The organism is Paenibacillus sp. JCM 10914 (assembly GCF_001315105.1).
Lineage (GTDB): Bacteria > Bacillota > Bacilli > Paenibacillales > Paenibacillaceae > Paenibacillus_AQ.
The window spans coordinates 50,291-69,708 of record NZ_BAZR01000007.1 but is presented as its reverse complement, the minus strand read 5'-3'; the positions used below and the strand labels follow the sequence as shown (position 1 = coordinate 69,708).

General features: G+C 46.1%; 22 protein-coding genes. 2 read left to right on the top strand and 20 right to left on the bottom strand.

What is annotated here, in order from left to right; translation table 11 throughout:
• Positions 1 to 5: 5 nt before the first annotated feature.
• Together JCM10914_RS28850 and JCM10914_RS11115 are read right to left on the bottom strand one after the other, a co-directional pair.
• Positions 6 to 158 (bottom strand): hypothetical protein, encoded by a 153-nt coding sequence (locus JCM10914_RS28850; protein WP_156332315.1) that lies wholly within the window; start codon positions 156 to 158, stop codon positions 6 to 8.
• A complete protein-coding gene (locus tag JCM10914_RS11115) occupies positions 155 to 1,792 on the bottom strand; it encodes an RNA polymerase sigma factor (RefSeq protein WP_036717781.1) in 1,638 nt (545 codons plus the stop codon). The genes JCM10914_RS28850 and JCM10914_RS11115 overlap by 4 nt, the downstream gene beginning before the upstream one ends.
• 214 nt (positions 1,793 to 2,006) lie before the next feature.
• On the opposite strand from JCM10914_RS11115, the gene JCM10914_RS11110 reads away from it, so the two are divergent.
• Positions 2,007 to 2,435, top strand: a complete 429-nt coding sequence (locus JCM10914_RS11110) for a DUF4395 domain-containing protein (RefSeq protein WP_023960777.1) — start codon at positions 2,007 to 2,009, stop codon at positions 2,433 to 2,435.
• A gap of 105 nt (positions 2,436 to 2,540) precedes the next feature.
• On the opposite strand, the gene JCM10914_RS11105 is transcribed toward JCM10914_RS11110, so the two are convergent.
• The 11 genes from JCM10914_RS11105 to JCM10914_RS11060 all read right to left on the bottom strand — a co-directional run bounded on the left by JCM10914_RS11105 (position 2,541) and on the right by JCM10914_RS11060 (position 13,104).
• The gene (locus JCM10914_RS11105) at positions 2,541 to 3,248 is read right to left on the bottom strand and encodes an FAD-dependent oxidoreductase (RefSeq protein ID WP_023960775.1); all 708 of its coding nucleotides are present in this window, start codon (positions 3,246 to 3,248) and stop codon (positions 2,541 to 2,543) included.
• A gap of 13 nt (positions 3,249 to 3,261) precedes the next feature.
• Positions 3,262 to 5,517 carry an excinuclease ABC subunit UvrA gene (locus JCM10914_RS11100; protein ID WP_023960773.1) on the bottom strand — a complete coding sequence of 752 codons (2,256 nt, stop codon included), beginning with the start codon at positions 5,515 to 5,517 and terminating at the stop codon, positions 3,262 to 3,264.
• A 41-nt stretch (positions 5,518 to 5,558) separates the two neighbouring features.
• Complete coding sequence (locus tag JCM10914_RS11095) at positions 5,559 to 5,957, bottom strand: SRPBCC domain-containing protein (protein WP_023960771.1); 399 nt, start codon at positions 5,955 to 5,957, stop codon at positions 5,559 to 5,561.
• Positions 5,954 to 6,283: a helix-turn-helix transcriptional regulator gene (locus JCM10914_RS11090; RefSeq protein ID WP_023960769.1), complete on the bottom strand. Its 330-nt coding sequence runs from the start codon at positions 6,281 to 6,283 to the stop codon at positions 5,954 to 5,956. The genes JCM10914_RS11095 and JCM10914_RS11090 overlap by 4 nt, the downstream gene beginning before the upstream one ends.
• Positions 6,284 to 6,428: 145 nt before the next feature.
• Positions 6,429 to 6,884 carry a hypothetical protein gene (locus JCM10914_RS30110; RefSeq protein WP_231638614.1) on the bottom strand — a complete coding sequence of 152 codons (456 nt, stop codon included), beginning with the start codon at positions 6,882 to 6,884 and terminating at the stop codon, positions 6,429 to 6,431.
• A 194-nt stretch (positions 6,885 to 7,078) separates the two neighbouring features.
• Complete coding sequence (locus JCM10914_RS30105; protein WP_231638613.1) at positions 7,079 to 7,573, bottom strand: MFS transporter; 495 nt, start codon at positions 7,571 to 7,573, stop codon at positions 7,079 to 7,081.
• 87 nt (positions 7,574 to 7,660) lie between these two features.
• Complete coding sequence (locus JCM10914_RS11080; RefSeq protein ID WP_023960765.1) at positions 7,661 to 8,188, bottom strand: TetR/AcrR family transcriptional regulator; 528 nt, start codon at positions 8,186 to 8,188, stop codon at positions 7,661 to 7,663.
• A 150-nt stretch (positions 8,189 to 8,338) separates the two neighbouring features.
• Positions 8,339 to 10,051 carry an ABC transporter ATP-binding protein gene (locus tag JCM10914_RS11075; protein WP_023960763.1) on the bottom strand — a complete coding sequence of 571 codons (1,713 nt, stop codon included), beginning with the start codon at positions 10,049 to 10,051 and terminating at the stop codon, positions 8,339 to 8,341.
• A 302-nt stretch (positions 10,052 to 10,353) separates the two neighbouring features.
• Positions 10,354 to 11,382: a nitric oxide reductase activation protein NorD gene (locus JCM10914_RS11070; protein ID WP_036717828.1), complete on the bottom strand. Its 1,029-nt coding sequence runs from the start codon at positions 11,380 to 11,382 to the stop codon at positions 10,354 to 10,356.
• An 80-nt stretch (positions 11,383 to 11,462) separates the two neighbouring features.
• Entirely contained in the window at positions 11,463 to 12,578 is a 1,116-nt protein-coding gene (locus JCM10914_RS11065; RefSeq protein ID WP_023960759.1) for an AAA family ATPase, read from the bottom strand.
• A 49-nt stretch (positions 12,579 to 12,627) separates the two neighbouring features.
• The gene (locus JCM10914_RS11060; RefSeq protein ID WP_023960757.1) at positions 12,628 to 13,104 is read right to left on the bottom strand and encodes a DUF6530 family protein; all 477 of its coding nucleotides are present in this window, start codon (positions 13,102 to 13,104) and stop codon (positions 12,628 to 12,630) included.
• A 254-nt stretch (positions 13,105 to 13,358) separates the two neighbouring features.
• Between JCM10914_RS11060 and JCM10914_RS11055 the strand changes: the two genes are divergently transcribed.
• Positions 13,359 to 13,526, top strand: coding sequence for a hypothetical protein (locus JCM10914_RS11055; RefSeq protein ID WP_156332313.1), 168 nt, complete (start codon positions 13,359 to 13,361; stop codon positions 13,524 to 13,526).
• 113 nt (positions 13,527 to 13,639) lie between these two features.
• Here JCM10914_RS11055 and JCM10914_RS11050 read toward each other — a convergent pair whose 3' ends face one another.
• From JCM10914_RS11050 to JCM10914_RS11030, 7 genes are all read right to left on the bottom strand, one after another.
• Positions 13,640 to 15,100, bottom strand: a complete 1,461-nt coding sequence (locus JCM10914_RS11050; RefSeq protein ID WP_023960755.1) for an extracellular solute-binding protein — start codon at positions 15,098 to 15,100, stop codon at positions 13,640 to 13,642.
• A 70-nt stretch (positions 15,101 to 15,170) separates the two neighbouring features.
• Positions 15,171 to 15,422, bottom strand: coding sequence for a hypothetical protein (locus JCM10914_RS30100; protein ID WP_023960753.1), 252 nt, complete (start codon positions 15,420 to 15,422; stop codon positions 15,171 to 15,173).
• Positions 15,410 to 16,066 (bottom strand): carbohydrate ABC transporter permease, encoded by a 657-nt coding sequence (locus JCM10914_RS11045; protein WP_023960751.1) that lies wholly within the window; start codon positions 16,064 to 16,066, stop codon positions 15,410 to 15,412. Before JCM10914_RS11045 ends, JCM10914_RS30100 begins: the two co-directional genes overlap by 13 nt.
• The gene (locus JCM10914_RS30095; RefSeq protein WP_231638612.1) at positions 16,066 to 16,548 is read right to left on the bottom strand and encodes an ABC transporter permease subunit; all 483 of its coding nucleotides are present in this window, start codon (positions 16,546 to 16,548) and stop codon (positions 16,066 to 16,068) included. Before JCM10914_RS30095 ends, JCM10914_RS11045 begins: the two co-directional genes overlap by 1 nt.
• A gap of 100 nt (positions 16,549 to 16,648) precedes the next feature.
• A complete protein-coding gene (locus tag JCM10914_RS30090; protein ID WP_231638611.1) occupies positions 16,649 to 16,990 on the bottom strand; it encodes a hypothetical protein in 342 nt (113 codons plus the stop codon).
• 33 nt (positions 16,991 to 17,023) lie between these two features.
• Entirely contained in the window at positions 17,024 to 18,283 is a 1,260-nt protein-coding gene (locus JCM10914_RS11035; RefSeq protein WP_023960745.1) for a Gfo/Idh/MocA family protein, read from the bottom strand.
• Positions 18,284 to 18,475: 192 nt separating this feature from the next.
• The gene (locus JCM10914_RS11030; protein WP_023960743.1) at positions 18,476 to 19,414 is read right to left on the bottom strand and encodes a DUF4832 domain-containing protein; all 939 of its coding nucleotides are present in this window, start codon (positions 19,412 to 19,414) and stop codon (positions 18,476 to 18,478) included.
• Positions 19,415 to 19,418: the final 4 nt, after the last annotated feature.

The following is a 19,418-nucleotide window of genomic DNA, read 5'->3' as shown; positions in this document are numbered from 1 at the left end:
CTTGTTCATTTCTCCTTTAGATTCATTATGGCTTGCTCCAAATAACCGATTGCAGCAGCTTCAAATTCCTTTGCTGCCTCTAGTTGCACTGCACTTGCAGCACATAATGCCGGCGGCAGCATCGCCAGTGATCGTTCAAAAGGAACGATGACGCTCAATCGGCCAGTGCCTCGGCCGCTTGCTCATACGCTTCTGCAGCTAGCAGCGTCAGCCGCATCGCTTCCCCTTCGAGTGGAACAGACCGCAGATAAGAAGCTGCATATCGTCTCGTTTCTTCATATACATAAGCCAACTGCCCCATTCCATAGCGATTCGGAGGAATTTCGGGACCAAAGCGCAAATACTGAATCCAACGGTCATAAGCCGCCAGACCCGACGAATAAGATAAATAGCTGGTCATCGGACGATATTCGCTGCCGGTTCTGGCGAATGTGACGGCATCATGAATCGATTTCAAGGCTTGTCGTCTTAAGCGCTCTTTCTGGTGATGTACTGCTGAGCTCGCGATATGGTCTTGATCCAGCTTGCCGTCCATTGCTGCCAAGAATCGTACGGGATTCTCCGTGATGTCCTCATAAGACAGCGTTTTGCCTTCTGGGCGCATCATATCGGTCAGATAAACGATTCTCTGCTCATCATCATAACCATAGATCAGGGACCATTCATGGACATACGGTCGTAATGCCATCGTATCGAAATAAAGCAAAGGTCTGCCTAGATCGATATATTTGCGAATAAAGGGAATCACCGCCTCCTCGATCGGCAGCACCACAGGAAACCGTTCGACCACGCCTAGCAGCGGCACTGGTGATCCTGACAGTTGTCCGCATAAGAGGGATGTTTCATATCCCAATTCTCGCATGAATGACTGAAACGTCTCCCGCCAATCAAAAATGTATATTCCGTCGGCGTAAGTTGTTTTATTGGATATATGCATCCGAAAAGCAAAACCGGATACGCCCATCAGCTCTCCCGTTGGGCGGCGATCATCCATCGCTGCGAGCATGTGACCGATACGATCAATGAAACTAAGTCGTGCCTGAGCATGAGATGGCCATTCCGGTAAATCCAATACCTTGCTCTTGATCAAGGAGCTTCTCTCCTTCTCTGTTGGTAGGCCTAGAGAGACCCGGATATGCTCCTGGCGAAGCTTCTGACGGGAACGGTAGATATAGGTATGGATCGAGCCGGTCGTCATCCGGTACATGTCGGCGATTTCCTCAGGATTCAGCTGCCGGAAAAAGTAAGCTTCGAATATGCCACGTTCCTTGCGCGTCAAGCAGTGCAGAATCGCATGAACGGTTTCGAATAGTTCCTTGCGCAGCAAATGTTCCGCAGGGTCTTGATCGTTCGCGGCTGCATCCGCTGCCGAGCGACTGAGGTGGTAAAGAACGCTGTCCAGATCGTCCCAATCGACCGTTGTCGAATCTTCACCCGACAATTGATAGGTGGCAAACGGCTGCTCCCGTTTATACGGACCACCTCTCCGCAGACGCATGTTCGCCTGGTTACGTATGATACGGTGCAGCCACGGGAGAAAGCGACTTGTATCGGTGAGAGTGCCCACGTGGAGAAAGGCTCGAATGAGCGCATCCTGTACTACATCGTCAGCCATATGCGGATCGCCGGTTATCCGCTTGGCCCACTTTCTTGCTCTCTCGCGGTGCTGTTCGATCAACTCTCCGAATGCCTCCGTGTCTCCTTGCTGAGCCCGTTCGACAAGGGAACGATCACGTTCTTCAGCTTCCCCTCTATGTACACTTCTCCTGTCTTCTGATCCTGGTATCCCCATACCCGCCTCCAATGTCTTCATCTGCCTTCATAAGGATTGATGCCACAGCCTGATTGATTCTGAACAATGATTTGATTAATTTCTATATTTTTTTTAGAAATCCTTGTTAAGGCCAGGATTGACAACCGATGAGAGCCATGCTACATTCTAATCAAAGTAAACTAGTGTGTTTAATTGTAATTAAGCCCATACTTCGGGGAGACGAGGTGTCCTGGTGAAAGAAATACCACTTCCACTCATAAAAGCGAATCAAATCGGCATCGTGCTATTCGTTCTGCTGTCATTCATATTCCAACAGCCTTTGTTCATTTATCTATTATTCTTAATTCAATTCATTCCTTTGTTGGTTGGGACCAAAGCAAATGTGTTCGTTCTATTGGCAAAGCCTCTCATCGGCAAAGCAAGGTTGGCTAAATCAGATGGTCAAGCTGCAGAGCTGGCCCGTTTCAACCAATCAATTGCAGTCATCTTGCTTGGCATATCTTCTATAGCCTATTTACTCGGTTGGCATGTGTGGGCTTACGCTGCCTCCGCTATGGTGGCCGCCGCGGCTATTGCAGCCGTACTGGGCTACTGCGTTGGCTGTACGATCTATTATCAGTACAAGCGCTGGAAACTGCTGCGCGAGCGCAGCTCTCAATAATATTAAAATGCATTCAGAAAAGGGTGACTTCGATTGAAGTCACCCTTTGTCCATTCTATGCCGGCCAGAGACGAGTCTGGCCACTCCGCTTAGTTCGATGCTCCTCTACAATCCAAAAAAAGCATCCTTTTTGATATTTTTTTTGGAAATGTTATGGTTTTGCAGTAAAGTCGTTATAGACTCGACCATGGATTTCGGACCCGCAATAAAGTACTTGCCTTGGTCTTTATGTTGCGTGATGAACTTAACCATCTCCTGCTCAAGTTCTTCGCGCGAACTTAGAAAATCTATTTGGATGGAAGCAGGCCTAGCTATAGCATTCAGCTCATCTTGAAAGAGATATGATGGTTTGCTGTCCAGATAGAGTAAGCGAGTGGGATTTCCTGCTTGTTTTCCTGATGCCGCCAGTTCTTTCAAGATCGAACGGAAAGGCGTAATGCCGATACCTGCGGCTACAAGGAGCGAAGGAGTTCCTTCCTCTAATTGGAAAGTCCCTACCGGACCGCCCATCTTGATCTTCATTCCGGGCTGCAATTCCAGCATGGCTTGCTTGAACTCACTGGGGTTATCGCTAATGCGCGTCGTTATTTTGACAACATCCTCCGTTGGAGCAGAGGCTATGCTGAAGGGCTTTGTCGGATTTTTAATTTTCTTATGCGTAATGGTGAACAGACCATATTGTCCCGCCGTCCACGTTAGATCCTTATCCTTTGTAAATACGAAAGTATGAACGTCTTCAGCCTCACGACTGCTTTCGATCAAGGTCAATTCACGCTTTCGGAACACGGAGATCATATCTTTAAAGAAACTCATATCCTTTTCTCCTTTAGCTTAAGTATCTGCCCGTAATCGACTGCTCTGCATCGCTGATTTGCGAAGGAGTTCCTTCGTACACCACCTGTCCACCCTTGCTGCCTCCATCCGGCCCCATATCGATGATCCAATCGGCTTGACTGATTACATCCAGATTGTGCTCAATGACGATGACCGTATTGCCGGCATCCACGAGGCGGTTCATGATCTCCAGAAGATGACCAATGTCTGACATATGCAGCCCGGTCGTTGGCTCGTCCATGACGTAGATACTGCCCTTCTTATGCAGCTCGCTTGCGAGCTTAATGCGTTGGCATTCCCCGCCCGACAACGTGCTAAGCGGCTGACCAAGTGTAATATAGTTCAGTCCTACATCACTCATCGCCTGGAGCTTGCGCACCACCTCTTTGAGCTCAAAGAATTCCAAGGCCTGCTCAACTGTCATCTCCAGCACTTCAGCGATCGACTTCCCGTTCAGCTTGTACTCCAGCACCTCTTCCTTGAACCGCTTCCCGCCGCATACATCGCACGGAAGCTTTACGCTGTCAAGAAAAGATAGGTCCGTATACACAACTCCCAGGCCTTGGCAGTTCTCACATGCTCCCTTGGAGTTGAAGCTGAATAAGCCTGGACTTACTTTGTTTGCGGATGCGAACGCTTTGCGTACATCATCCATAATGCCTGTATACGTCGCGGGATTCGAGCGTGTCGAAACGCCTACGGCCGATTGGTCGATCACGATTGCATCCGTATGCTGGCTGAGAAATATTTCATTGATCAGCGTGCTTTTACCTGAACCGGCGACACCCGTAACGACTGTGAGCACGCCGGTCGGAATATCGACGCTCACGTTCTGCAAGTTGTGCAATGAAGCATTCTGAATGGAGAGTTGGCCGGAAGATGGCCTCACGTTCTCCTTCATGCTGAGCGGTCGCTTCATGTGAGTACCTGTTAGAGTGCCCGATTCCAGCAGCCCAGAATAGCTCCCGTCATACACGATAGTGCCGCCGCGACTGCCCGCATGAGGTCCGACGTCAACGATATAGTCCGCGATCTTGATCACGTCCGGATCATGCTCGACGACAATCACGGTATTGCCTTTGTCCCGCAGCTTCACGAGTAATTCGTTCAACCGGTGCACATCGCGCGGATGCAAACCCACGCTGGGCTCATCAAAGATGTAAGTAACATCAACCAGACTGCCGCTTAAGTGTTTCACCATCTTGACGCGCTGCGACTCGCCGCCGGATAATGTATCCGTCTCACGGTCCAGAGTCAAATAGTCAAGTCCGATATCTACCAGGTGCTGCAACCGCTCACTCAACGATTTAACCACCGGTGCGGCGACCTCGTCGTCCATCTCTCGTATGACGCGAATCAGTTGTCCGACCTCCATGGAGGATAATTCTGCAATGTTATAACCATTGATCCTGCAGCTTAGAGCAGCCGAATTGAGTCTTGCACCGCGACAACTGGAGCATGGACCCTCGGTGATATAAGGCATAACCGCCTTTTGTGTCCGCTCGGATTTCGCCTTCAAATCCTGCTTAATGTATTTGTTGGAGAACTTCTCGAGGACTCCCTCCACCGTAATATTCGTTGCCTTACCGGCGAAATCCATCTTCACCTTCCTGGCCTTGGCATACAAGAGTTCATCTAGTTCTTCATCCGAAAAATCGCTTAGTTTCTTAGTAAGATCGAAGTCGCCAGATTGTACAATCATGTTCCATTCCCAACCGTTAACGCCATAGTCCGGCAGCAAGATGGCCCCTTCATTCAGCGATTTGGACATATCAAGCGCCTTGCTCATATCCACGCCTAATTTGCGACCGATTCCGTTACATTCGGGACACATGCCTTGGGGATCGTTGAAGGAGAACATGTTTACTCCCCCAACATAGGGTTGACCTACTCGGGAGAAGAGCAGCCGGAGAATGGGGGATATATCGGTAATCGTACCCATAGTGGAATGTGAACCGCCACCCAGTCGCTTCTGATCCACAATAACTGCCATGCTCAAGTTCTCGATCGCATCCGTGTCCGGCTGTGGAACACGGGGCAGGAATGTGCGTACAAACATGCTGAAATTCTCATTCAGCAAACGCGTCGATTCTGCCGCGATTGTATCGAAGACGATCGAGGACTTGCCGGAACCGGATACCCCGGTAAAAATCGTGATTTTCCGCTTGGGAATGCGCAGGGATACGTTTTTCAGATTATTTTCTCTGGCTCCTGAGAGTACGATGTACTCCTGATTGAATTCGCTCATGCCGATCTCCTTTTGCTATCGATATAGTGGTCATGCAGCCATTATTGCTCAAGTTCATTCTTCAAATCTTCGATCCATGCGCTCCAGCCATATCTGGCTCCCTCGAGCCCATGAACGTTCGAGAATCCACTCTGATCCAGATGTAGGTTGACCTGACCATTGCCGAGATCTTTTAGCGTTAACGTCACGATATGCCGCTCATCGCCGGTAGACCAGGTATACGAGACTTGGTTAGGTTCATCTACGAGAACGACTTCACCTTCAACAATGCCGTCCCAATACTCGGAAGGCTCATGGCGAAACTGAAAGCGATGACCTACAACAGGCTTGAAATCATTGTCCGCGATCCACTTGGCGAGCTTGCTCGAATCCGTTACCGAAACCCAAAGCTTCTCGATGGTTGTGGCGAACTGAAAATCCATAGTTAATACTTCATTCATTCTTCTTCCTCCTCCAATAGTTGGCTTAAACGCATCATATTCATGTTCCAGTACTTGCTGTAGAATGACACCCAATCTTGTATCTCCCTGAGCGGTACAGCGTTCAATTTGAATCTGGTTTCTCGGCCAACTTTGCGGTCATGCACCAGATCCGCCTCTTTCAAGATCGTCAGATGCTTGGATACCGCGGTCCGGCCCATATCGAACTGCGAGGTCAATTCATGAAGTGGCAGTTCCTCTGCTTCGGATAACAGGTAAATCAGCTGGCGTCTTGTTGGATCAGCGATGGCGTCAAAGACGTCGCGGGCTGGACTGTTCTCTCTCACAACACCCTCTCCTATTGATTAATATTCCGGGATAGTTATCACCATCAGACGGTATCTTCGAACATTTAATCAAACACATAACACAAGTAATCCGACACCATTTAGTGACGAATTGATTATATGACACCATTTAGTGTCGTGTCAACTAACGATTATGCCCTCGTTGTGGGGAACTTTCAGCAATTGGGGTAGGAACAAGCAATCCAATCAGTCCCAATCCTGCGAACAAACCAAAACTAAAAGGGTATGTTGTCAGCTCTATCGTTTTTCCAGCAAATAAAGAGCCTAACGACTGACCGATTCCCAAAGCCAAAAACGACAAGCTGACACCGAGAGCGGGTAAATCACTAAATATTCTTGTAGACCAGACTATAAATAAACCCGTAAGGAAGATATACATACTACCAAATAACCCAGCGGAAATATAGACCGTCATAGTAGCTGGAACCGTCAAGAGAACAATGGAGATTAGCATGAAGAACAGAAGCACTCGATATGACCATGCTAAACCGACTTTTTGAATGAATCCTCCTGCTACCCCACCTGCAACACCTGCTACCCCCATTATAATCCAGAATACAACACTCTGATCTGTAGTCATGTTATGCACCGAGGTAATATAACTCCTTGAGAATGTCCAATAAATCGATGAACAAATTCCAATGACCAAAGATGCTGTTAGTAAGAACTTCGCTTTATATAAAACGGATAACCAATTCGACTCTGAATTCTCAACTAGTTTCTGTACATGGATAGATGGCACGGACAAATAATTCCAAATCAATACGATAATAGCTATAATGCAAAAAGGATATATGATAGCCGCCAATGTTCTGTGAATAGTAACACAATGGGACCTGTTAAAATGACCCCAAAACTTGTGCCACTATTTATCCATGTATTTCCTTGATCAAGCTCTTTTTTAGACAAGGTATGTTGCGCCATTTGGCTTAAAGCTGGGGAGACTAAACCACTACCTAAGCCTGCCACAAACATGCTAAGTAATAGGTGCCAAAAGGAATGTGCAGCGGCGATGCCTACTAATCCGACAACTGCTGTTAATCCAGCAATCATAATAACTTTATGATACCCTAACTTCTTAATTAAAGACGACGAAATAAGCAAAGCTATTGAGTATGAAACGTAGGCAGCAGACCCTACAAACCCGCCATCGCTCTCGCTTAATCCTAACGAAATTGAAATATCGGGAAGAAATAACCCGAAACTTAGACGAGCTAGCGCATAGGTTACCGCAACCATCGCCAAACCCGGAACAACGAATTTCCACACCTCGATCACCCCATATATAATATAAGTTCATAATTAGATAGAACGTTCACTACATTTTATTTCAAAAAAAAAGAAGGGTTCCCCTTCCTAAGAAAATAATTTCTTGACCGAGTAAGCTAGTTCTTCAGCTACTGTCTCCACTTCAAATACTTCAGCCAACGCGGTAGCTCCTTCGAATAGAAGCACGAGTCGAAGGGCTTCTTTTTTATTTAATCCTTTCTCATGGAAGGTTTTCATTAAACGGTTTTTATGTTGTTCTGCGAAACCAACAATCTCCATGTTAGCAGACTCATTTATAGAATATTCTTCTTTAGCTCTTAGAAACATACAACCATTTGAACCATTTGAACGTATCCAATCCATATGAGCATCTGATAATGCTAGCGCAGAAAGATTATTTCTGTCTATCGAACAGTCTAATGAATGGAAGTACCTTGCTTCCCTCCTTTTTAATACTTCTAAGATCAAGCTCTCTTTAGAATCAAAATGGTTGTATAGCGTCATAAGAGCGATACCTGATTCTTCGATGATTTGCTTCAGTCCTACCGTGTGAAATCCATGTTTATCAAATAGGCTCTCTGATTTTTCAAGTAGCAACTCTCGCTTTTTACTCACTTATACTCACATCCTTTAGATATAACGATCATTATATTAAGGTTAATATATATTGGGTCTAAAATCAACTTTCCATAAGTGATTCATCAAAAAAGACAGCCGATTAACTTCATCGACTGCCTCTAATATTTGCTGGTGCTCAGCTAACCATTAATGAAATTGCGCAGCATGCAGTCTGGCGAAGATGCCATCCTGATTGATTAATTCTTGATGATTGCCTTCTTCTGCGATGCCTTCGTTCGTTACGACATAGATCCGATCAGCTTTCTTAATCGTGGATAAACGATGGGCAATCACAATCGTTGTCCGATTAACTGCCAGTTTAGACAACGCCTCTTGAATGATCATCTCCGTCTCGGTATCCAGTGCAGAAGTCGCTTCGTCCAGAATCAAGATCGTTGGATTCTTCAAGAAGGTTCGGGCGATCGATATTCTCTGCTTCTGCCCGCCTGACAATTTCAGACCTCTCTCCCCGATCTGGGTATCTAGCCCCTCCGGAAGTTGCTTAATCAGCTCGGTTAAGTTCGCTTTATGCGCAGCCTCCAGAATCTCTTCTTCCGTTGCCGTTAGCTTGCCATATGCAATATTCTCCCTTAGCGTACCGGTAAACAAGAAGACGTCCTGCTGTACGATGCCAATCTGTGAACGCAGTGATTCTTTAGTCATCTCACGCACATCGATCCCATCGATGGTCAGGCTTCCGCCGGTCACGTCATAGAATCTCGGAATCAGCTGTGAGATCGTGGTTTTTCCTGCGCCGGATGGTCCGACGAAGGCTACGGTTTCACCTGCTTTTATGTCAAAAGATATCGAATTCAGCACGTTCTGTTTATCAGTGTAACCGAAACTGACGTCATGGAAACGGATGTCACCCTTCAGGTTCGAAACAGCCTTCGCATTTTTCACGTTCTGTACATCCGGATCAAGGTCCATCATTTCCGTAAAGCGTTTGAAGCCGGCCATTCCTTTTGGATACATCTCCATCAGCGCCGCAATTTTATCGACCGGCTTGAAGAGAAGATTGACGTACAGGATGAAAGCGACCAATTCTCCATTCGTAAGAACACCTTGGTATACCATCCACGCGCCATAGATCAGTACCAGTAACGTTATCAAGCGTGTAAGGATGTAAATGCCGGAGAGGCTGAATGACATAACCTTATATCCTTGAAGCTTGGCCGATCTGAACTTGAGATTGTTTTTGGTGAACAGTGAAACCTCGTGCTTTTCATTCGTAAAAGATTGAACCACGCGAACGCCGGATACGCTATCTTCCACGCGCGCGTTGACTTCCGCCACTTCGGCATACATCCTCTTCCACGCTTTATTCATCCTTACGTTCGTGAACAGGATCAATAATAACAAGAACGGGAAGATGAAGATCGAGATCAGGGCTAATTGAACATTGATCTGCAGCATGATGAAGAAAGAACCGAAGAACGTCATGATGGCAATGAATAAATCCTCCGGACCATGATGCGCCAATTCCCCGATATCCATCAGATCGTTCGTAATCCGGCTCATGAGATGCCCTGTTTTGCGATCGTTATAGAACTTGAAGGATTGACGCTGGTACTGCTGAAATAACTCTTGTCTCATATCGGTCTCAATATTAATCCCCAACTTATGCCCCCAGTAATTGACGACATATTGCATAAACGAGCTTATTATGTAAAAGAGCAGCAGACTGATACTGACCGTGATGATCATCGACCAGTTCCCGGTTGGCAAGAGCTTATCTATAAAGGATTGTACTGCCACCGGGAACGCCAATTCCAGGATTGCGACGAAGACGGCGCAAGTAAAATCAATAATAAATAATCTTCGATGCGGTCGATAATACGAGAAAAACCTTCTAAGCATTCTTTTTCTCTCTCCTAAACGTTCATTTTCCTAGCGATGATGAATTGACGCCGTGTTGTTACGCTCCTTCCTAAAGGCATCTATATTGTATTGAATCATAGACACAATAAATTACAATACTATTTTCATTCTAAATGATAATGATTGTCATTATCAAGATAGAATTATGAAATTGTCTTCCTGATTCGTTATAATATTAACGTTTTCTTATTATAAAAGATACATACAATTCGATAAAACGACAATCCATACATGATCAAACCGCCTCCCTTAAGTTAGGAGGCGGTTCGATTATTGTAACACTACGATCCTACATATCGAGAAATAATCTGGACTAACTTCGCAGGCAGTTCATTCAGATTGGTTATATCTAAGAATCTCTCGGATCCATAAATCTGACTAATGACATCCTTGTCTTGACCGATGGCTGCTGCCAAGAATCTCACTTCTTTTCGCTCGTATTGCGCTATGGTCTGTCGCATGTCTTGAATTGCGTACGGTCCGGTGTAATCGTCCATTGCCTTGGGCTGCCCGTCACTTAAGCTAATCAACAGCTTTGTCTGCTGCGGTGAAGCTGCTAACCGTTCCGCCATTATTCGCAAGGCCATGCCATCTCGATTGTTGCTTCTGGCACGAATCCCCATCAACCGGAACCGATCGCGAATATCCGGTTTGTCATAGTCCGCATACGCAAATACAGACATTTGTTCCAATCGGGAAGCATCCGCGGTATCACCGTAGATCAGAATTGGAATATTGCAAATTTGGCAAAATTCATATACCGCAATGACCGCGCGCTTGGCCGCATCCAATCTTCCGAAAGCCGCCATTGATGCGGACTCATCCACTCGTAAGCCAACCACCAGAGCGGGCGATTCCGTCGGGGGGCGTTTCTTGGCAAAATACCTAAAGTCACGATAAGCAACGCCGTCGGCTTGAAATTTAGACCCATAATATTGGTTCCTTGCAAACTCAGCAACGTCCTCATGTTCCAACAACGGCAGCGTTTTTCTGGCGATTTCCCTTACAACGGGCATGAGCCCCTGGCACAAACGGAAATATTCCTCCTGGTTGTTCGAATCATAGTCAGGACGGTGAACAATCAGTTTAACTCCCTGATGAATAGAATCGGATACCAATTCCCTTGATGTCCGATTCAGCTTTTTGCGAAAGTCACGTTCCCTCTGTCGCTCCTCCTCTGACATGGGTTCAGGATTAGACGTATGATATCTTGGCGATCCGTCCTCGCCTGAATCCGTACTCTCCATATGCGTTGACTCATCAGAATAATCGGTTGAACTGCCTTCGCTTTCAGCGGATTTTTTTAACAAGATGCCTTCTTCCTCATGCTGCTCATCTTGTTTCAAATCTATGTCTTGGTTGGTTTCCCAAGTTTGAATCTCCAGCGCCTCTACGTTTCGTTTTTTTTTAACTTCATTTGCAATTCATCTAAACGCCCCAAGAAACCCTGCTCATCCAGGGCAGCTTCGAGGATCTTGATTTCTTCCGAGTCGGTTGTGATCTTGTAGATAACCTTGTGGTATAGCGATTCTCGCGGCGAAGTGCCGCTTGCAACGGCATCTACCCAATAGAAATAAGAGCGCATGCCGGCCACGCCTTTAATAGCATTGGCTCGAGCTGTTTTGTCCAAGATCATGATCATATTGGCCAGAGCATCCAGCAATTCATAATCCTGGTACCCGGTTTTTGCCGCTGCCCGCTCGATCATAACCTCTTTGGTCGGCAGATCCATTTTTTCCGAATGTTGAATCCTGTCACGGAGCGCCTCATTCAGCGGCCTAGAACCTGCATAACTGCGGTTTGCCGTAATAATCACAATGAAATCCGGATGCCTGTGCACGATTTCTGTTGGCAGATTCAGGCTACCCTCCAGTTCTAATGCAGAATTCAGCGCCATCAATACGGCAGCATCACGAATGACGTTCGGTTCTTGTATTTCGAGCAGATAACCATTACGAAAGGCTCTAACAATCTCAGACGGGTAGAACCGATACTCTACAACACCATCCTCGACATGATCTGTAGCCTGCTTCAGTAGTTGTTTCATCTTAGCGGATGCCATTTCCTGCGATATCTCCAGTGCTTCCATTAATATCGAAGTCGAGCTACGAAAGCCGTCGCTTTCATATAATGCTCTCAAAGCGGTTTGGTCTGCAGCTTCCATATGCTTTATCCCATCCATTGAAATCACGGGCAGAATGGCCCCGATGATATCGGTTTTATCCATATCCGCAAAACAGGTTACCTTGGTGTAAGGAAGCTTGAAGTTCGCTGACAATGCTTTAGCGAGTTGTGTCTTTCCGGAGCCTGCATCCCCTTCCAGCAAAACGTTGGCAATTTTCAATTCCCCGCGGTCCCAATTTCGCTTGATTTCTTGACTGATTCTCGTTTCTGCTTCGCTTGATGCGTGTGTTACAGGTTTTTTCCAGATAAGGTCGATCTCATCGTCCGTCAACGCTCTGGCAGGAGAAAGCACATATTGTTCATGGTCGTTCTGGTGTTTCACGACCTCTCACCTCCAAATTTTCTATAACTTCCAAGGTAGTCGGCTTCGTTTAATACCCCATTTCCGTTAACATCCTGGTTAAGGTACGCAGACGTTCGCCAATCACCTCACCGTCATCATTCAAGGCTGCGTTGAAATGCTTAATATCCTCATTAATCTCGTCATGATCCGTACACACGGCCACCGTCATCGCACTCCCTTGCAGTCCAATCCGGTCGATCACCGGATTCTGCGGGTCATATAAATGATCGAATCTATAGGCTTCACTAAAATGAGTCAGCGCACTGCATATGAGAATGGACAAATCCAGAATGCGATGGAGAGGCATCTCTGCCTCCCCGGAACAAGATCCCTCTTCCCCACTCCATATTTTGGCGGAGACACGGGCCTTCTCTTCAACGTTGCCGCGTGTCAGCCCCAATGACAGTGCTGTTGTATCTGCGTTGCCGGCGAATCGTCCGTCTACTTCCTCATAGTTGTTCGAGACAATAACGGGTTTATGATGGGTGGAAGCAGGTGTTTTCATTGCTAATCCTCTTTTCGTTTGTGATTTATTCAAAAACAATTTATTATAGATAAATATAAATTTAATCTATTTATATAATAGACAACATCAATATTGTTGTAAAGTGTCGCGTGTGCGTGATGTTTGCAGACCGAAAACGATGATGATTGCCTTAAACCTAATCATGCCTAATTATGCTTGGGAATAGGCGGGTATACGAGTACTCTGAGCTTCATCTGCATATATTGGAAAAACTTGAGTTTTGGGGTGATGTTGTGTCCAAACCCAGAAAAAATGTCTCATTGCTAGAGGATTTATCTTCACTGGAATTAGCTAAAATCGGTCTGACATTTGCCGTCATCGGAGACATCATCGGCTATATTGCCATTTTAAAAGCAGAAGAGGAAGAAAGACTCCGCGCACCCGAGAATCAAACCCTATAGAACCGACTGATAACAAACACTAGAAGTCACAAATGTCGCAAGCTTCGAGGATTCTATACATGATCCAAAAATGGGACGATAGCGCTTAAAGTAGCCGCCATCGTCCCACTCTTTTATTTACCAGCCAAAAACTCGTCTAGCTGACGCTGAATCTCGGTTACATATTCATCAATACCTGCTGCCTTTAGTTTCTGAATAGCCTTCGGATATTCGGTTTCAAAATCGACAAAACCGGAACGGATCGCCGCCAAATCCTTGCCAGCGATCTCTTTCAGTGCCGTTTCAATTAATTTGACGTTCTCATTGTTGAATCGAAACCCGAGTGAAGCCGATCGGATAGCCTGGTCATCCCAGCTTTGATACATATCGATAGATTCTTGGGCTACGCTTGGACCGAACAATTGATAATTTTGGTTTCTAAACATCCATTCATAGAAAAATTCATTTGCGGTCAGCTTGTTGATTCTTCCATCTACGATCTCGTAATCCTTGCCTTCGACGCCATAAAGGGCAAATAAATAATTTTCTTGGGATTTGAATATCCAGTTTATAAACTTCATTGCACCTTCAGGATTTGGAGCATTAACCGGTATGCCTAGAACTTCACCGCCTGCTGCGGTAATGTAACGTGGTTTATCCTCTGCTAACAGATATGTTTTCACCTCAGCGTCAGGTGCATTGGCACGAATTGCATCAATAATCTCCATTTCCTTGCCCAGTGATCCTTCAACCCATAAATACAAACCGGTCTGCATACGGGAGTCTCTTTCATTATATTTAATGGTCAGATCCTCCGTGTACAACCCTGCGTCGTACATTCCACGGTTAAATTTCGCTACTTCCTGGAAAGCGTCCGTTTCAAAGTAGCTATATGCTTTTTTACTATCTTCTCCGAATACGACCAAATCTTCTACAGCGATCCAGTTATATTGCTCATCCGTGTAATATCGGGTTAACGGTTTAAATATGATATCCGCAGGTCCTTTCATTTCAGGGAACTTCTCTTTCGCCTTTGTTGCAAACTCTTTTAAATCCTCTGCTGTCTTCACTTCCGTCATCCCTACCGCTTCGAGTATATCTTGACGAACAGCGACTAACTGATACATCGCGGAGGATGGTGCATATGCTGAGGGAATGCCGTGAATCTTTCCGTCGATCGTTGCCCCTTGAAGCTGTTCCATCGGCAAGACTTTCAGCATGTCCTGACCATATTCCTGAATCAAGTCATCCAAGACCATGGCTTGTTTCTTGTTCACGATCGTTGAGAGGTCCGGGAGACCGTCCCAATATAAATCGATTGGTTCGTTGGCAGCCAGCATGATGTCTTTTTGTTCCCAATACTGGGCCCACGGCACAAATACGACCTCCACCTTCAAGCCAAGTTCGTCAGCCATCTTCTCGGCGAACTCGTTGTCAAGAAATTCGCTCATTCGATCACTTCGATCCCCCGGGTACAGAATCGTAACCTTTTCCAGCGCGGCTTTCCCCCCTTCTTGTTTGTCGCTGCAGCCTGCCATAACGACAACGGCGGCGATCAGTAAAACCAATAAGATCAGCATTTTCTTTGCTTTCATGAAAGACCCTCCCTAATCAAATGGTTAATCTATGTTAAAAGCCTGTATAGGCCAGTAACCACCCAGGTGTCTATTCTTTAACGGCACCGGCCATTATTCCATGCACGAAGTATTTTTGAATGTAAGGGTACAGGAATATGATCGGACCGATCGTAATGACCGTAATGGCCATCTTCACAGTCTCCGCAGGCAAAGTGATGTTGCCTGATGCGCCTGATGGAATGCGACCGGAGCTTATCGCATTAACGTTGGACAGAATGTTGTATAGGTAATATTGCAGTGGAAACAAATCACGTTCATTGATAAAGATCAGGCATGCCACCAGTCATTCCAATATTGAAGCGCATACATTAAACCAACCGTCAACAGCGCGGTCTTGCTTAACGGGAGGGCTATTCTCACGTAGATCGTAAAATAATTGGCCCCATCCATCTCGGCGGCTTCGTATAAGGATGAAGAAATGCTTGCGAAATACGTGCGCATGAGAAACATGTTCCACACGCTGAAAATGGAGGGCAGGATCAAGGCCAGAATGCTGTTCTTCAAGCCATAATAGTTGACGCTGACCATGTACCACGGAATTAAGCCGGCTGAGAAGATAATTGTAAAATTGCTGATAAAGGCGAGGACGTTGCGATACTTCAGCTTTTTTAAGGATAGAGAAAAGGCAATCATGCTGGTAATCAGCAAGGCACCTACCGTACCCACGGTGGTAACAAAAATGGTCACGCCGTAGGATGTGAGTATTTTCGTTCCACTATTAACAAAAATATATTTGTATGTATCCAAGCTGGGACTCAAGGGGAGAATCGAATATCCGTTTCTCGCGACGGCCTGCTCGGAAGAAAAGGACACGCTCAAGGTTAAAACCAGTGGATACAGGCAGACGAGTGCGAATAAGCCAATGAAAACATACGCAATGCCGATCACCAATTTATCGCCTAGCAATCTATTCTTTTGCTTCATTAAAATAGACCCTCTCCGTCATTTATTTTCTTAGCGGATTTGTTAGCAGCCGTGATCAGGATCAATCCCATCACCGATTGGAATAGACCAATGGCCGTTGCATATGAGAAGCCAAGCGTGCGCATTGATTGATACACATAGGTATCGATGACCGTTACTTCTTCAGCCAAGACCGGATTATTGCCCACGATACCGTAAATCATCCCAAAATCCCCATAGAAGATCCGTCCTACGCTGAGCAAGCTTAAGACGATAATCGTCGGTTTCAGCATGGGCACGGTTAGGAACAGAATGCGCTGAAATTTATTCGCGCCATCGACCTTGGCTGCTTCATACAAGCTCCCATCGAAATTGGCCATCGCCGCCATATAGATGATGGAACTGTACCCGCTCCATTTCCAGACGCTCGACAGAATAATGATCCATTTCCAATACTTCGGCTCCGAGTACCATCGAATCGGTTCTGCGCCAAAGAACTCCAATATGTTATTGGCAACGCCACATCCGTGGAGAAAATTCCGTACAGAATCGCCCCAACGACGACCCAGGATATGAAATAAGGAAAAAACATCATGCTTTGCGCTATTTTTTTGTAGCTTTATGCCGGATTTCGTTGATCATAATGGCAATACTGACAGGAATAATAATGCCTAAAATCAGACCAAAAAAGTTGATGTACAGTGTATTATAAGTAACCTTCCACCCCATACTGTTTTCCGAGAAAAAGTATTTAAAATTGTCCAGGCCTACAAACTTGCTGCCAAAAATGCCATCAACTACATTAAAATCGGTAAACGCCATCCATACTCCCGCAAACGGGATATAAGAGAACATGATCAGCACGATCAGGGCAGGCACACACATGAGATACAGTATTCTGTTCTTCTTTATTTCATATAGGAAGCCCTTGACGACTGAGCTCATTTACATCACTACCTTTGCATTGTGATTAAACGACTATGCTGTAATGCTATGTAACAGCTTCTCTTTCAGTTGATCCAGGTCAATGACGGTTCCAGTGAGTCTGGCCTCTTCTGCTGCATAAGCCATCATGTGACTTTCGACGGACATGTCAATGGAGGACCGGCTGCTAAAATCAGCGTCACCTAAGTTACCCAGGAAGTCGATCATCAGTCCAGTATCACCGCCATTGTGTCCGCCGCTCATCGTTGCCGGCCGAATGACAGTTTGCTGAATGGGTTCTGCCATGTTGGAATTAAAGCGGGTGACTTCAATAATATTTAGATGATCGTCTCCACGAATTTCTCCATGCTCGCACATGATTTTGATCGTGCGGTACATCTTGTTGGTAAACGCACTTAGATTAAATGTGGCCGTAACTCCATTCTTAAACTCGATAACGGTAACTTGATGATCACACACATCATTGTCCATCCGATAAACGCAGCGTCCATACGGACTTGTCTGCAGAGCCTGCAAAAGCCCCTCTGCTGACTGATCCACGGAAATGACTGAAGCCGGCCACTGCCCTCTCACGGGTAGATAGGTTTTTCTTGCATCAAACCGGCAATCCGCAGCTGCCTTACAGTCCAGACAACGTTCCGAACTATCAGCTGGTGCATTCTCTTCTTTGAAATAAGTCAAGTTGCCATAAGATGAGATGCGTTTCGCCCCGCTGTCCACGAGCCAGGACAGAATATCCATGTCATGGCAGGACTTCTGCATGATGATCGGACTCGCCAGATCGCTTCTTCTCCAATTGCCTCTGACAAAGGAATGCGCCATATGGAAATTACCGACGTTTTCGTTATGCTGAATGGTGATAATCTTGCCCAGCTCTTGGCTATCAATGATTTTTTTGAGCTCCGCAAAGAAATTCGTATACCTGAGCACATGGCATACAATCACTTTGCGCCCTTTCTCATTAGCTTTTCGTTGAATTTTCAAACATTCCTCTGGACTTGGGGAAATCGGTTTTTCAAGCAAAATGTCATAACCGAGATCAAGCGCCTGCATCGTTTGCTTGTAATGGTCTCTATCCATCGAAGAGATAATGAGCGCATCACAAATTTTCCCGAGCCGGTAAAATGCATCCACGGATTTGAATTGTCTCTCTGCAGGGATCTGAAACTCATCCGCTGCCACCTTCCTTCTGTCATCGTTCGGTTCCACCACCGCAACTATCTCTTCGCTTTGATTCGCATGCTTTGAGTAGATCATGCCTCTTTGTCCTGCGCCGATTAATGCTAACTTCAAATCTATGACCTCCAGCGTTCTCGTATTTGTGCCAAACTATCTATTCCTGTTCCGGAACGGCAGGGTCTTCCAAGGGATAATATCCTTCCGGGTAATACGTATCCCATACATTCATAAATGGATCTTCATCGGTTATTTCGACGTGTATCGTACCAGCCTCATAATATCCGTCCTGTTGTTGATTTTGTATATTTAGACGGGCATAAGAGCGGTCTTCGAAATAGAGGCTACACTCAGCGTATAGGTTCCCGGCGACATATCCGGCAAGGCTATAATCTCGTTATGGACAAGGTCCCCGGTTAACCATGAATCGGTTGCCGCGCGTAGCGGAAGTTCATAGGAAACATCCGCTTGCTTGAGCTGCACCCATAACTGCCATTCCCGATAAATTCTCGAACTGCCCGTATTCACAAACCAGAAACGCAGCGGCAAGCTCCCATGGCTGGACACCGTTTCAGGATAAGTCAGCCTGCGCAAAGCAAGGTCATATCCGAGGCCTGCATCCACATTCGAGAGGCTCGCATGCCAGCGGTATGCTTCCCGTCTAATATGGGGACCACTCGCTTGATCAGTCACATGAAGGACAACCGGGTAGTTCTTCCATACATGCTGCAACTGTTGAACGGCAAACGCCTCACAGCATTCGATCCAATTCGCTTCGCTGCACATCACCAGCAGACCAAATCCACGACTGCGTTCCTTTAAATATTGGATTAAGCGATCATCCTGCAGCTCAGCCAGCACTGTCTGTGATTCAAACGAATCTATATAGGCACTCCATTCCTCCTTGCTGTCAGACAAGGTCGATATCAGAACGGCTGTCAGGCGTCTGTCCGAGCCGATATTACTCCCGACTTTTCGAATCAAAGCCGCAAAGCAATCGTCGGCATAATCCTTAACCCACAGCGGCAAATCCGGCGTCAGAACTAAAATCGGATTGTGGGCGGTGCGCAGTTCTTCCTCTATCTGCTCGAGCCTGAATTCCCCTCTTGCTGGCTCCAGTTCCTTCCATGAGAATCGGACATATTCGAATTGTCCATGGTTTGAAGCATGATCCTTTTTCGCTGAAGGCTTCGGTCGCACTTTAATGGTTTTATATTGTTCGTATCTTTCAAGCGAATATCGGCTCATCCGA

What these genes read in the sequence shown, in the direction of transcription:
- JCM10914_RS11095 (WP_023960771.1), bottom strand. Translation starts at nt 5,957, where the DNA reads ATGAATGAAGTATTAACTATGGATTTTCAGTTCGCCACAACCATCGAG.
- JCM10914_RS30110 (WP_231638614.1), bottom strand. Translation starts at nt 6,884, where the DNA reads ATGACTACAGATCAGAGTGTTGTATTCTGGATTATAATGGGGGTAGCA.
- JCM10914_RS11075 (WP_023960763.1), bottom strand. Translation starts at nt 10,051, where the DNA reads ATGCTTAGAAGGTTTTTCTCGTATTATCGACCGCATCGAAGATTATTT.
- JCM10914_RS11060 (WP_023960757.1), bottom strand. Translation starts at nt 13,104, where the DNA reads ATGAAAACACCTGCTTCCACCCATCATAAACCCGTTATTGTCTCGAAC.
- JCM10914_RS11105 (WP_023960775.1), bottom strand. Translation starts at nt 3,248, where the DNA reads ATGAGTTTCTTTAAAGATATGATCTCCGTGTTCCGAAAGCGTGAATTG.
- JCM10914_RS11030 (WP_023960743.1), bottom strand. Translation starts at nt 19,414, where the DNA reads ATGAGCCGATATTCGCTTGAAAGATACGAACAATATAAAACCATTAAA.
- JCM10914_RS11045 (WP_023960751.1), bottom strand. Translation starts at nt 16,066, where the DNA reads ATGAAGCAAAAGAATAGATTGCTAGGCGATAAATTGGTGATCGGCATT.
- JCM10914_RS11100 (WP_023960773.1), bottom strand. Translation starts at nt 5,517, where the DNA reads ATGAGCGAATTCAATCAGGAGTACATCGTACTCTCAGGAGCCAGAGAA.
- JCM10914_RS30090 (WP_231638611.1), bottom strand. Translation starts at nt 16,990, where the DNA reads ATGAGCTCAGTCGTCAAGGGCTTCCTATATGAAATAAAGAAGAACAGA.
- JCM10914_RS11050 (WP_023960755.1), bottom strand. Translation starts at nt 15,100, where the DNA reads ATGAAAGCAAAGAAAATGCTGATCTTATTGGTTTTACTGATCGCCGCC.
- JCM10914_RS11115 (WP_036717781.1), bottom strand. Translation starts at nt 1,792, where the DNA reads ATGGGGATACCAGGATCAGAAGACAGGAGAAGTGTACATAGAGGGGAA.